Source organism: Sphingobacterium sp. NPDC055431 (genome assembly GCF_053644255.1).
In genome coordinates, this window is sequence record NZ_JBSHLH010000005.1 from 217,878 (window position 1) to 230,988 (window position 13,111).

9 protein-coding genes are annotated in these 13,111 nt (G+C 42.2%); 4 read left to right on the forward strand and 5 right to left on the reverse strand.

Annotation, left to right across the window (positions count from 1 at the left end):
* Positions 1 to 54: 54 nt before the first annotated feature.
* Both ACWIB3_RS07560 and ACWIB3_RS07565 read right to left on the reverse strand, forming a co-directional pair.
* Positions 55 to 2,304: a Tex family protein gene (locus ACWIB3_RS07560; protein WP_454291292.1), complete on the reverse strand. Its 2,250-nt coding sequence runs from the start codon at positions 2,302 to 2,304 to the stop codon at positions 55 to 57.
* A 75-nt stretch (positions 2,305 to 2,379) separates the two neighbouring features.
* A complete protein-coding gene (locus ACWIB3_RS07565) occupies positions 2,380 to 2,925 on the reverse strand; it encodes a Sec-independent protein translocase subunit TatA/TatB (protein ID WP_185218541.1) in 546 nt (181 codons plus the stop codon).
* A 154-nt stretch (positions 2,926 to 3,079) separates the two neighbouring features.
* On the opposite strand from ACWIB3_RS07565, the gene ACWIB3_RS07570 reads away from it, so the two are divergent.
* The gene (locus tag ACWIB3_RS07570; protein WP_254530158.1) at positions 3,080 to 4,456 is read left to right on the forward strand and encodes an MATE family efflux transporter; all 1,377 of its coding nucleotides are present in this window, start codon (positions 3,080 to 3,082) and stop codon (positions 4,454 to 4,456) included.
* Between the two features lie 46 nt (positions 4,457 to 4,502).
* Here ACWIB3_RS07570 and ACWIB3_RS07575 read toward each other — a convergent pair whose 3' ends face one another.
* From ACWIB3_RS07575 to ACWIB3_RS07585, 3 genes are all read right to left on the reverse strand, one after another.
* The gene (locus ACWIB3_RS07575; protein WP_454291293.1) at positions 4,503 to 5,927 is read right to left on the reverse strand and encodes a dihydrolipoamide acetyltransferase family protein; all 1,425 of its coding nucleotides are present in this window, start codon (positions 5,925 to 5,927) and stop codon (positions 4,503 to 4,505) included.
* Between the two features lie 107 nt (positions 5,928 to 6,034).
* Positions 6,035 to 7,285, reverse strand: coding sequence for a competence/damage-inducible protein A (locus tag ACWIB3_RS07580; RefSeq protein WP_454291294.1), 1,251 nt, complete (start codon positions 7,283 to 7,285; stop codon positions 6,035 to 6,037).
* A 26-nt stretch (positions 7,286 to 7,311) separates the two neighbouring features.
* On the reverse strand, positions 7,312 to 9,924 hold the full coding sequence (locus ACWIB3_RS07585; RefSeq protein WP_214648520.1) for a putative LPS assembly protein LptD: 2,613 nt from the start codon (positions 9,922 to 9,924) through the stop codon (positions 7,312 to 7,314).
* A gap of 207 nt (positions 9,925 to 10,131) precedes the next feature.
* Here ACWIB3_RS07585 and ACWIB3_RS07590 point away from each other — a divergent pair, with 207 nt between their 5' ends.
* The 3 genes from ACWIB3_RS07590 to ACWIB3_RS07600 all read left to right on the forward strand — a co-directional run bounded on the left by ACWIB3_RS07590 (position 10,132) and on the right by ACWIB3_RS07600 (position 12,946).
* Positions 10,132 to 11,025 carry an N-acetylmuramoyl-L-alanine amidase family protein gene (locus ACWIB3_RS07590; RefSeq protein ID WP_454291295.1) on the forward strand — a complete coding sequence of 298 codons (894 nt, stop codon included), beginning with the start codon at positions 10,132 to 10,134 and terminating at the stop codon, positions 11,023 to 11,025.
* Between the two features lie 69 nt (positions 11,026 to 11,094).
* The gene (locus ACWIB3_RS07595; protein WP_254530167.1) at positions 11,095 to 11,943 is read left to right on the forward strand and encodes an N-acetylmuramoyl-L-alanine amidase family protein; all 849 of its coding nucleotides are present in this window, start codon (positions 11,095 to 11,097) and stop codon (positions 11,941 to 11,943) included.
* 55 nt (positions 11,944 to 11,998) lie between these two features.
* On the forward strand, positions 11,999 to 12,946 hold the full coding sequence (locus ACWIB3_RS07600) for an MlaD family protein (protein WP_185214320.1): 948 nt from the start codon (positions 11,999 to 12,001) through the stop codon (positions 12,944 to 12,946).
* Positions 12,947 to 13,111 lie beyond the last annotated feature (165 nt).

Sequence of the window (13,111 nt, forward strand, 5' to 3'; positions counted from 1 at the left end):
AGATTTCAAGAGATGGTTAAAAACAAAAGGGCGATAATCGCCCTTTTGTTTTTATTATTTAAACTTGCTTGCCAAGGCTGCCAGTTTAGCTGCCATATCGGTTTCAGGTGCTCGCTCCTGACGTTTGTCGGAACGTTTATCTGAACGTTTCTCCGAATGTTTCCTTGGGGCTTTTTCCTCCGTTTTCATGGTCAGACTGATTCTGTTTCTTTTTTCATCAACCTCAGTCACCGTAACAGTCACCTGTTGTTGAACTTTTACGACCTCATGGGGGTCAGAAACAAAATGGTTAGCCAGTTGGCTGAGGTGAACCAATCCATCCTGATGAACACCGATATCCACAAATGCTCCAAAATTGGTAATATTCGTAACGATACCTGGCAGTTTCATACCGATTTTCAGGTCTGAAATCTTATTCACTCCTTCGGTAAATGAGAAGGCTTCAAACTTATCACGAGGGTCCAACCCTGGTTTAGCCAATTCAGCCATGATATCATTTAAGGTAGGCAACCCTACTTCATCCGATATGTATTTCTTCAGATCAACACTCTTTCTGACCTTTTCATCTTTCATCAGGTCCTGGATGGAAACATGTATATCTTTCGCCATCTGTTCCACCAAAGCATAACGCTCGGGGTGAACTGCAGAGGCATCCAAAGGATGATCCGCATTGCGGATACGCAAGAAACCCGCGGCCTGTTCAAAAGCCTTGTCCCCTAGCCTAGGCACCTTTTTCAATTCCCTTCGAGAACTGAATGGGCCATTTTCTTTCCTATAGTTAATGATCTGTTGCGCCAAAGCAGGCCCTAACCCAGATATATAGGATAGGATCTGTTTCGAAGCTGTATTCAACTCCACCCCAACCGAGTTCACACAGGACATCACGGTATCATCCAGCGCTAACTGCAATTTATTTTGATCCACATCATGTTGGTACTGTCCAACCCCGATTGATTTAGGATCGATCTTCACTAACTCGGCCAATGGATCCATTAATCTTCTACCGATGGAGACTGCACCTCTCACGGTTACATCATGGTCGGGGAATTCTTCCCTTGCCACTTCTGAAGCAGAATAAATAGATGCTCCACTTTCATTGACCATTACGATTGTTGCTCCCGGCATGTTCATTTTACGGATAAAATCTTCCGTTTCCCTACCGGCAGTACCATTACCGATAGCAATGGCTTCGATATCATGTGCTGAGATCAATTTTTTGATGATACGCTCAGCTTCCGCCTGTCCGGCCGCGCCATTGTGCGGGAAGATAGCCGTATTTTCCAAAAGGTTCCCTTGCGCATCTAAAACGACCGTCTTACAACCAGTCCTGAATCCAGGGTCAATGGCCAACAGTCTTTTTTGACCAAGTGGTGCCGCCAATAACAATTGACGAACATTGTCCGCAAATACCTTAATGGCTTCCTCATCAGCTTTCTGTCTCGTCAATACGCGGATTTCCGTTTCCATAGAAGGCTTTAGGAGACGTTTATAGCTATCGGACAGTGCCAATGACACTTGTTTGCTCGCTTCATTGTTTCCTTTGATATATAGCTTCTCAATGCCTGGAACGACATCTGTTTCAGCGATATCAATATCGAGGTACAATAATTCCTCCTTTTCACCTCTTCGCATGGCCAAGACACGGTGCGAAGGGGCCTCTTTCAGGGATTCAGTCCATTCGAAATAATCTTTGTATTTCAGTGCAGCTTCTTCTTTGCCTGGAACAACACGAGAAACAAACTGTCCTTTGTTCAACAATGTTTTTCGGGCATGAGCGCGCACTTCTGCATCTTCAGCGATTTGCTCGGCTATGATATCACGAGCACCAGCGAGTGCTTCTTCCAAGGTTGCTACACCTTTTTCATCATCGATGAAATTGGCAGCATTGGATTCCACATCCAATTTATCTTGCGTAAGCAAGAGATCAGCTAAAGGCTGCAAGCCTTTTTCGCGTGCTGCAGAAGCTCTGGTCTTGCGCTTAGGTTTGTAAGGCAAGTAGATATCTTCCAAGGCAGCCATGGTTTCGGCTGATTTCACTTGGATCTCTAGTTCCGGAGTAAGCTTACCTTGATCAGCGATCGACTTCAGGACGGCTTCCTTACGTTTGTCCAAGTCTCTCAATTGCTGCATGCGATCACGGATGGCTGTTATCTGCACTTCATCCAAGCTTCCGGTCAATTCCTTACGGTATCTCGCGATAAAAGGAACCGTTGCACCTTCATCCAATAGGTTGATGGTGGTATGCACTTGTTTCTCGCTAATCGACAATTCTTTCGATACGATAATCTCGTGGGATGTACTCATAAAATATTTTAAAATGAAAAAACAAAGCTGTTGAATGGATTCCAACAGCTTATCGATATAGAATTCTTAATTGTTTTAGGCTTTTTTAGAATTATTATCTTCTAATGGATTTTGCTCAACTTCGGGTTCAGGGGTTTCCGTTGAGTTAGCTACTGCTTGGGTGTCATCAGCAGCTGGGCTGTCATTGCTTCCAAAGTGATCATTATAACCATAGCTATAGTAATCGTCCTGTGTTGGCGTGCTGTATGGCTTATGCTCATAGGTTCCAGCAGGAGCCGTAAATTGAGGAACTTTCTTCTCCACTACACCCTCTTCGGACACTTCCTCTGTTTCGGTGGCTGCATTTACCTGTTCAAAATCTTGGATAGGTGTTGCAGCAGGTTTATTGGTTTCAGGCTCTTTATCAATATCTGTTTTTATATCGTCAATTTCTTTTTCGAAGTTATTGATCTGATCTGAAATCTCTCTCTTAATCCCCTCAGAAGCATCTTTAAATTCCCGGATACCACGTCCCAGTCCTCTAGCCAATTCTGGTAATTTCTTGCCACCAAAAAGCAATAATGCAACTAAAATAATAAGCATCATCTCTTGGGTACCAATGTTCAAAAACGCTAAATTCATCTCTACTTTATTAATTGTTAATAAGCTAAGGTAAGTCTATTATTTTTTTTCAGCAATTTTTTGATGTAAATATTTAGAAACAAAAAGTTAACCCAAACATGATTCGCTAAGCAAGTTTTAACTCGTACCTTTGTGCTCTTTACTTTTTTCGTATATGCTGCAGAAAATCAAATCCAATAAAATTTATTACTTAAGTACGATGGCTTTGGCGGGTCCGGTTGTGATTTCACAATTGGGGCATACCTTGGTCCAAACAGCAGATACCATTATTGTCGGTCACTTTGCAGGGACCATCCCATTGGCAGCAGTTTCCTTGGTGCACTCTGTTTTCATGGTAGTTTTGGTGATAGGCTTGGGGATAGCTTACGGCTTGACACCTTTGATCGCCCAAGAAAACGGTCGTCAGAATTATAAGGAATGTGCAAAATTATTATCCAATAGTTTTTGGTTGAACATTGTATCAGCTATCCTGCTCTTCCTATTCGTTTTTTATGGTTCTATGTTTGCCATGGAACATGCCGATCAGGATCCTGAGGTAGTTAAGACTGCGAAGCCATATCTATTGATCTTGAGTCTTTCTATCATGCCCTTAATGGTCTTCAATACCTTCAAACAGTTTGCGGAAGGTTTGGGATTCACCAAACAGGCGATGAACATTACCATCTGGGGGAATGTGCTGAACGTCATCATTGCCGTAATCCTTGTGAAAGGGATGTTCGGAATCGAACCGATGGGCGTGCGTGGTGTGGGTATTGCAACCTTGGTTGACCGCATCTTGATGATGATCGTGATGGCTTGGTATGTGTTGAAATCGAAAAACTTCAAGCGCTATATCGACCATTTCTCGGCCAAGTTTATTGACTTCAATAGAGTAAAACAGATCTTTAAGATAGGCGGTCCTGTGGCGATGCAATATGTATTTGAAATCGGAGCATTTGCAGGAGCGGCGCTAATTGCAGGTAAGATCGGTGCGGTAGAGCAGGCAGCTCACCAAACGGCCATAACACTGGCGGCAATGACCTATATGATGGCAAGTGGAATTGCTTCTGCGGCTACCATCAAGGTGGGCAATGCCTATGGAAACAAAAACTTCTTCCGCCTACAGAAGTTCGCAACGGTGTCCTACCATTTGGTATTGATTTTCATGGTTATCTGTGCGATTATTTTTGCTGTGTTCAATCAATACCTGCCATACATCATCAGCAAGGATCATGAGGTCGTGGTTATGGCATCACAGTTATTGATCATTGCAGGAATGTTCCAAATATTTGATGGTACGCAGGTGGTAGGTCTAGGTACATTACGGGGTATGGGTGATGTGAATTCCCCTACTTTTATTACATTCTTTGCCTATTGGGTGATCGGTTTACCAACAGCCTATTTCTTGGGAATTCAACTGAACTTTGGCGTTAAGGGAATATGGTACGGTTTGACATTGGGCTTATTGACCTCTTCGATATTACTATATTTCAGATACCGCTATATGGTGATGATGAAATTACCGAGGCATCAGCTTATGGTAAATGGATAAAACAAAAACGCTCATCGGATGATGAGCGTTTTTGTTTTATTATGGATTAGATAACTCTTTCAGAGTCCCAATTTTCTAAGTAATCAGCCACACGTCGGATAAACTGCCCACCCAATGCACCGTCAATAACGCGATGGTCATAGGACATGGAGATATACATCATATGGCGTACAGCAATGACATCACCAAATTCAGTTTCCAGAACTGCCGGTTTCTTTTTGATCGTTCCGACGGCTAGGATAGCTGCCTGAGGTTGGTTAATGATCGGCATCCCAAAGATATTGCCAAATGCACCGATGTTGGTGAAAGTGAAAGTACCACCTTGGGTATCGTCTGGCTTAAGCTTGTTGCCTCGAGAGCGGTTCGCCAAGTCATTCACAGACCTGGAGATTCCGGTTAGGCTCAGTTGATCGACATTCTTGATTACCGGAACGATAAGGTTGCCTGTAGGCAGTGCCGTTGCCATTCCAATATTGATGTTCTTTTTACGGATAATATTATAACCATCTACTGAAACATTCACCATTGGAAAATCTTTGATGGCTTTTGCAATAGCTTCAATGAACAATGGTGTGAAGGTAATATTCTCACCTTCAGATTTCTTATAGCCATCTTTTACTTTGTTTCTCCAATTCACCAAATTGGTTACATCGGCTTCGACAACAGAGAAAACATGCGGAGAAGTCTTGACACTGTTCACCATATGGTCTGCAATCAGCCTACGCATACGGTCCATTTCAATGATCTCTGAATCACCATTACTACTTTTCACGACCTGAGCTGCTGGGGTTTGAGGTTCCTCTACTTTAGGCTGAGGTCTTTCTTCAGTAGCGGGTTGAACAGGCTTTGGCAATTGAACGCCTTTGTTCTGTTCAAGGTAATTCAAGATATCTTGTTTGGTAACCCTTCCTTCACCGCCAGTACCTGGGATACCGTCAAGCTCTTTTTGAGAAATACCCTCTTGCTGAGCGATATTCCTTACTAAAGGAGAATAGAAGCGGATGCCGGAGTAGATCTCCTGATGGTTGGATTCGATTTGAATATTTTTTTCCTGAACCTGATCGAGACCAGGGATATCATGGTCTGGTATTTCCAATGCCGGCGATTCGACATCAGCAAGGTCCTTATGAATGGATTCGGATTCGTTTGCAGTATCTACAGGCGTATCTGAGCTTTCAGCAGGTTCTTCCTGTTGGGTAGACTGAGGCTCTTGGCTTTCCTCCTCAGGTCCTTCAATTTCAATCAGAGCAATGACCTCACCGACCTGAACTACCTGATTTTCTTCGAACAATCTTTCTTTAAGAATTCCAGATACTGGCGATGGAACTTCAGAATCGACCTTATCGGTAGCAAGTTCTACAACTGCATCATCCTCTTCAATATGATCCCCAACCTGCTTTACCCATTTGGTCAGGGTCGCTTCAGAGACGCTCTCCCCCATCTTAGGTAACAAAAGTTTATATATTGCCATCTATTATTATTTGGATTGTTAGATTACTAAGTTAATTATTAATACTTACTTGACAAGTGAACAAAATTAAATATTTTATCATATATAATTAACAAAATATCGTTTTGTTAAAACTCTGATTCTTGTTGAAATAAGTTCCATAGCATCAGTAATGCCTGAGCAGTAGTGCGTTCTATGTTAATTAAACGGTCATGATGGAAGTGAAACAGCTTTGTTTTCACCTCATTCTTGCCCGCAATGGCCACCCAGACCGTCCCTACAGGTTTCTCGGCCGTACCGCCATCTGGACCGGCAATTCCACTGGTAGCAATGGCATAATCCACTTCTAACCTTTGCTGAACTCCCTTTGCCATTTGAATGACGGTCTCCTCACTTACGGCTCCATGGGCGATCAAGGTTTCCCTATCTACCCCTAACACATGCTCCTTAACTTCATTGGCATAGGCAACAACCGCTCCATTGAACATTTTACTGGAGCCCGGAATTTCGGTTATCAACCTGGAGATATTGCCTCCAGTACAGCTTTCTGCTGTCGCTAAGGTCTTTCCCTTTTCAGAAAAAGCATGGACGATGACTTCTTCAAAACTGATATCCTCCGTAGCTACCACCGCATTGCCAATTCGATCGACCAATTTATTTTTCCAGTCCTCTGCTTCGACTTCAAGCTTTTCAAGATCTGATCCAGTTGCAGTCAACCTTAATCGAACCAAGCCGATCTTAGGTAAGTATGCTAAATGGATATGAGGAGGAAATTGATCCTCAATCGCTGCAATATGTTCAGCTAGATGAGACTCTCCTATTCCGACCGTCAGGATATATTTGTTGACCACCTTTTCTTCCGTTTTAAAGTCCTTCAATTTAGGAAGGACCCGGTAAGTCATCAGGTTCTTCATTTCAAATGGAACCCCAGGAAGGAACACATAGACCTTGCCATCATGCTCTACCCACATACCGGGAGCAGTACCCCAATCATTGAACAGCACATCGGCATTGGCCAATACTTCAGCTTGTCCCTTATTGATTTCAGGCATGGTACGTCCGAAACGATGGAAGATCTGTTTGACATGTTCCATCACCTCTGGATTATGGACCAAAGTAGTGTTAAAGAATTTTGCAGCTGTAAACTTGGTCACATCATCTTTGGTAGGCCCTAGACCACCGGTACAGATGATGATTTCGGCACGGCTGGCAGCATCATGCAATGCTTCCAGGATATGGCTTTCCTGGTCTGTGATAGAAGTGATCTGTTGTATTTGGATTTGCTGGGCGAATAGCTCTTGGGCTATCCAAGCAGAATTGGTATCTACTATCTGTCCGAGCAAGATTTCATCACCAATGGTAATAATTTCAGCTTTCATAGATATAGTTTTATACAGAATGTCTATTAGTACGAATAGTGACTCTGTCTCTTGGTCAATTTTAAATCCTGTAATATGGATGCTTTCGCACGTATGGTAATATTATAACTCTTATAGGTTCCGAATGGCACCCAGCCCACCGACATATCCCAACAGTGCAGATCTCTATAGATGCTGACCTGGGTCATGGATGCTTCTTTCTGCACAAAGTCGTAACCGGTGTTGAATTGTACCTTCCACTTAGGAGTCACATTAAAATCACCATGCACGTTTACCGTACTGGTCAATCTGGTCTCCATTCTTTGCTTTTCACGACTGAATACACGGGCATAGTTCATACTGAATGAACCGGCCAAGTTCCATGGAATATTGAAATCCACAAATGCATTCGGGTCGGTACTGATCCTTGCCAAGGCTTGCGCCTGTTCAGGCGTTAGGTTAGGCATAGAGCTTCTCAGGGAGTCAATATTATCGCTTCTGTTTTGGTTTGCTTTCGGGTTTAGACTATAGTCGAAGGATAAACCAAAGTTGGTCAAGCGTGCTAGCGTACCATCTTTGATTGCAAAACGGTCAATACGGTTACCGGTATATTTATCGTAGGTATATGGATCGAATACCCCGTTGAAGTTCACATTTACTTTTTTGTCGAACAGGGCTGTACGACCAGAGAAAGTAATCTGGGAAAGTTTCAGGGAATCCGCCGCCACATTGTAGTTACCACTAAAGGTCAGACCTTGGATTATGGGCACCTTTTTGATCCCGGTACCGGTGGTGTCCTTATCGTTCCGAATCTTGGCCTCGAGGGTATTATCCACGGAGAATCCAATACCAAAGGATTTACCTGCGCTCGGTGTTCCATAAATACCGTTCTCGAAGATGGAGTATCTGCTGTACACCCCATTTTCATCCGTAAAGTCTCGATAGAAACCATAACGGGCATCTGAGAAATCGGGTCTATAGTTCACATTCACCGATGGGGTAATGGTGTGTCGCATGGCTTCGATCTTCCCGATCTTCTTGTTCATCTGACCATAGATCTTGGTCGATAATCCTGAAGATACTGAATAGTCGTAAGCACGCTTAAAGCCCTGAAGGGTATCTCTTACGTTTTGAAATCCATAAGGTTGGTTCACCAGTCTGTTCCTTACATATTGAAGGTACCAGCGTTCTGTATAGTTGAATGAAGTATTGAATTGGAAGTACTTCATCACGTTTAAACTTAAACTTACTGGGATATTGTGCTGTACACCATTGGTGAATTTATTCAGTGATTCTTTTCTGAACAACAGGGAATCTGTCGTTACGATTCGGTTTTGACCTTGCAAGCTATATCCTACCGTGATACGCTGATACCATTTCTGTTCACCGATACGGTCTTTGGAATCGAATGGGTTGAAGGTTGCAACGTTTAAACTGATGGTTGGTAGGTCCATGGACAAGGCTCCTGTCGATAGGTTCTGTTCATGGGACATATTTGCCGTGAAATTCACCTTGCCATCAGCAAACACTTTTCCGTAAGCAACCGATGAACGCATACTGTTGTTGATCGCTTGCTGAGGGTTATAGCCACCTGTTGTGGCAGCATTTCGGTAAGCATTTCGAGAACCGAAGTTTACCGATGCGGAGAATGATGTACCTGGATTTGCTTCTTGACGTTGAGAGTGGTTCCAAGTAAATCGGAAGTTTTTCTCGCGGCCATAATTATCGGTTCCTTCCACCCCTTGCACATATGAGCCATATTGAAGGGCGAAGTTACCATTGAACTTATAATTCACTAAGTATTGGGTCCTCACATTGGCTTCCCAGGTTCCTTTGGAATATAAGGTACCCCTGATTTCCGAGTCCCAATAATCATTGAATGTCAGGTACCATCCTAGATCACGCATCGCGAAACCTCTAGCGGCATCTTCACCGAAAGATGGAAATAGGAATCCGGAACTTTTCTTGTCCTGTTTAGGAAAAAAACCAAATGGGATGGCCAAAAACTTAATCGGAATATTTGCTACGACCAAATAGGAAGGTCCGGCAATAATCTGTTTCTGGGTGATGACCCCTTTGGTAATCTGAATACCAAAGTGGGTATGTGGATAAGGCAGGTTACAGGTGGAGTAAAGTCCTTTGTAGAGGGACATTTCATCATAGATGTTTTTCCTGACCTCTCTGGCCTGAATGTATCCCCCGTCAACCTCGGTCATTACACCGAAGGTTTTGGGCACTTGAGTCTTATAGTTGTAGAGAAGGGAGTCGACCGCAATGGGCGATTCACCGGGCATGATCACGACGGGACGACCTACATATTTGCCGTTATGGTCCATTACCCCGGAGGCAAACAGGACATTGGTATTTCTATCCAAACGGATATAATCCGCTGCCAATTCAAAGCCTTGGTATTTAACTTTGGCGCCTTTGTATAAGTGAAGGACGTTTTTACTGACCTGGTTCCAGGAGGAATCATTTGCGGAAATGGTCACAACGGTTTCCAAACCACCTTGATCTTTCATGTGGACTGTATCCTGACCATTTACTTCCTTGAAGTTATTTCTGCTGGTATCGGTCGGAATTGTATCTCTTTGAAGGGTGTCTATTGTAACATTTTGAGTGCGAGAATTGGTCTCCACCTGAGCCTGTAGCACAGACATCCCAATAAAAAAAAACAGAATGGAAAGGAAAAAACAACTTAAGGCCTTCAAAATGAAATATGAATGTTATTTTTGTGCTAATTTTAAACTCTTGTTGGCAAAAATAGTCAAAAATCAATAACAACGATTAGGTTTTTCAAAAGTTAATCATATTTAACAGTTTACATTTGCAATGTTATTGATAGGACTAAAATAATAACGTTAACTATGAATTTCAATAAATCAACAAAAATATCGATTACGTTTGCAGCAGTACTTCTTCCCTTGATTTTCTTGAGCAGTATTGTTCATTCCACTGAAAAGAAAAATCCTGAGAATAATCCTCCTCAAACTTCGCAATCCAATAAAACATTCAAATTGGTCGTTATTGACCCAGGACATGGTGGTAATCTACCCGGTGCTCGAGGAAGGACCACCGTGGAAAAGGATATTACGCTGCAAGTGGGGAAACGATTGAAAGAAGCGATTGAAAAAGAAATGCCTGGCGTAAAGGCCATGTTGACCCGTGAAACTGATGTGGATGTTCCATTTCACGAAAGGACAGCCTTGGCAAATAAAAACCATGCTGACCTTTTTATCTCTATCCACTGCAACTCGGCCGATGTCGACCGCCGAGTAAAAGGTAAGAACGGGCGCTATACCACCAGGACCATCAGGAACCCTGGAGTAAGTGGTACCGAAACTTTTGTTTGTGGTTTTAACAGGTTGCAGCGAGGAGAATCGGAAGTAGCCGTTAGGGAGAATGCCGATATTCTTTTTGAAGAGAACTATCAGGAGAACTATGGCGGATTTGACCCAAATGACCCTTCTACCTATATTATCTTCTCTTTAATGAAGAGGACATATCGCGATAAGAGCATTCGGTTTGCAACTCATATCCAAAATGAATATGTTAAAAAAGGCCGTCCAAACCGCGGGGTACAAGAATTATCCCTGGCAGTTTTAGCTTCGGCAGCTATGCCCGCAGTACTGACGGAAATCGGCTTTATTTCTAACCCAGATGAAGAACAGTTCATGGCTTCTGAAGCTGGACAGAATGAAATCGTAGGTAATTTAGTGGACGCCATCAAGCAATATAAATCAAATTCAATTGCACATTAGGAATAGAATTTGATAGGAAACAGAAACGATTAAGAGAAATTGGAGAAATTGACGACAAAAAAGACAAACGTGATTCGGAAAATTGGGTTATTGTTGACTTGTATCTCAGTGGTTGTATTAGCGAGTTTTAAACCAAAAGATTTACAAAGCGACCAAAGTGGAAGTCCTAGAAAAATTAAAACAATAGTATTAGATCCTGGGCATGGTGGACATGATTCTGGGGCAGTAGGTAGGCAATCTAAGGAAAAAGACATTGCCCTACAGGTGGCCTTGAAACTGGGAAAGAAGATCCAGAAGGAGTTCCCAGGCATCAAAGTGATCTATACACGTACCACGGATGTATATCCTAAACTTTATGAACGTCCTGCATTGGCAAATAAGCATCATGCGGACCTTTTTATTTCCATACACTGTAACTCCGGTGGTGCCAGTAGCCGTAGGGTAAAAAACAGCCGAGGTCGTTATGTCACGCAACGTGTTCTGAACACCTCCGCGAAAGGAACCGAAACATTGGTTCTGGGTTTTAGCCGTACCGGTGACCAAGATGTAGCGATCCGTGAGAACGCATCCATCCTAATGGAGGAAAACTACAAAGAAAACTATGGTGGTTTTGACCCTAAAGACCCCTCTACCTACATCGTATTTTCATTGATGAAAAGAAAATTTAGAGAGCAAAGTATCCGTCTTGCATCCTATATGCAAGATCAATTTGCAGGGTCTAGCCGTACAGATAGAGGTGTAAAAGAACAATCTTTAGCAGTTTTGGCAACGGCAGGTATGCCGGCAGTATTGACCGAGATCGGATTTATTTCCAATCCAGATGAGGAACGCTTCATGATGTCATCCGCTGGACAAGAATCAATTGTCACCGATTTGTTCAATGCCATAAATACCTACAGAAAAAGCATAGAAAAATAAACTTTTTCTTAAATTGGCGGTTAGAACAGAGTGGTAGTACTTAAATAGGGTAATTTTGAAAATATCTAACGAAACTAAAGTCGGGGCATTAACTAGTATTGCTATTGCAATCTTATTTATCGGTTACAGTTTCCTCAAAGGGAACAATGTTTTTAGCAGCGAAAATACTTTTTACACAGAATATGACAACGTGGATGGGCTAGCGGTTTCTAAACCTGTATTGGTCAGTGGTTTCCAAATTGGCCGCGTTTCTAAACTTACCCTCCAACCGAACGGAAAAATCAGGACTGAATTCAAGATCAACAATGACTATGATATCCCATCCAATACGGTGGCAAGAATCGTAAGTGCCGACCTATTGGGTAGTAAGGCCATAGTCTTTGAATTAGGAAACAGCACCACCATGGCCAGAAACGGAGATCCATTGCTATCGGATGTACAGGCTAATCTGATGGAAAAAGTTGAACCTTTGCAAAAGAAAATCGAAAACTTGGTCGTAAAACTGGATTCCGTACTATCGGGTGTAAACTCGGTATTGGATGAAAACTTCCAAAGAGATTTCAAGAGCAGTGTACATAGTATCTCTGTTTCCTTGAAGAACCTTGAAAAGATTACAGGTGATGTAGATGGATTGATGGGTGCAGAGAAAAACCGCTTGAGTAAGATCCTTGCCAATATGGAGTCCATTACGATGAACTTCAAAAACAACAACGAAAAGATCAATTCCATTTTAGCGAATCTGGATAACCTTTCAGATGATCTATCAAAAACGGAAATCAAGGCGACCGTTGACAATGCCAACCAAGCCATGAAGGACGTGATGGAAATAACCAATAAGATCAATACTGGAGATGGATCACTAAGTCAATTGATCCATGATGAAAAGCTATACAATAACTTAACAAATGCTTCCGAAAATCTGGACCAATTGGTGAAAGACCTGAAAGAAAATCCAGGTAAATACCTGAAGATTTCAATCTTCGGAAAGAAAGACACAAAATAGATTCAACGAATCAATTTTACAAAGAGCTCTAATTTTAACCGATTAGAGCTTTTTTATTGAATTATTTCAAACCACTTAAATTGCTTAAACAACTATCAATTAATTACTTACCTAATCGACTACTAATTATAACCAATAATACATTAAAACAATAAAATATTATTT

Excerpts from the sequence above, each read along its gene's own strand:
- ACWIB3_RS07560 (WP_454291292.1), bottom strand. The coding sequence starts at position 2,304 with ATGAGTACATCCCACGAGATTATCGTATCGAAAGAATTGTCGATTAGC.
- ACWIB3_RS07575 (WP_454291293.1), bottom strand. The coding sequence starts at position 5,927 with ATGGCAATATATAAACTTTTGTTACCTAAGATGGGGGAGAGCGTCTCT.
- ACWIB3_RS07580 (WP_454291294.1), bottom strand. The coding sequence starts at position 7,285 with ATGAAAGCTGAAATTATTACCATTGGTGATGAAATCTTGCTCGGACAG.
- ACWIB3_RS07585 (WP_214648520.1), bottom strand. The coding sequence starts at position 9,924 with ATGTCTGTGCTACAGGCTCAGGTGGAGACCAATTCTCGCACTCAAAAT.
- ACWIB3_RS07565 (WP_185218541.1), bottom strand. The coding sequence starts at position 2,925 with ATGAATTTAGCGTTTTTGAACATTGGTACCCAAGAGATGATGCTTATT.
- ACWIB3_RS07590 (WP_454291295.1), top strand. The coding sequence starts at position 10,132 with ATGAATTTCAATAAATCAACAAAAATATCGATTACGTTTGCAGCAGTA.
- ACWIB3_RS07570 (WP_254530158.1), top strand. The coding sequence starts at position 3,080 with ATGCTGCAGAAAATCAAATCCAATAAAATTTATTACTTAAGTACGATG.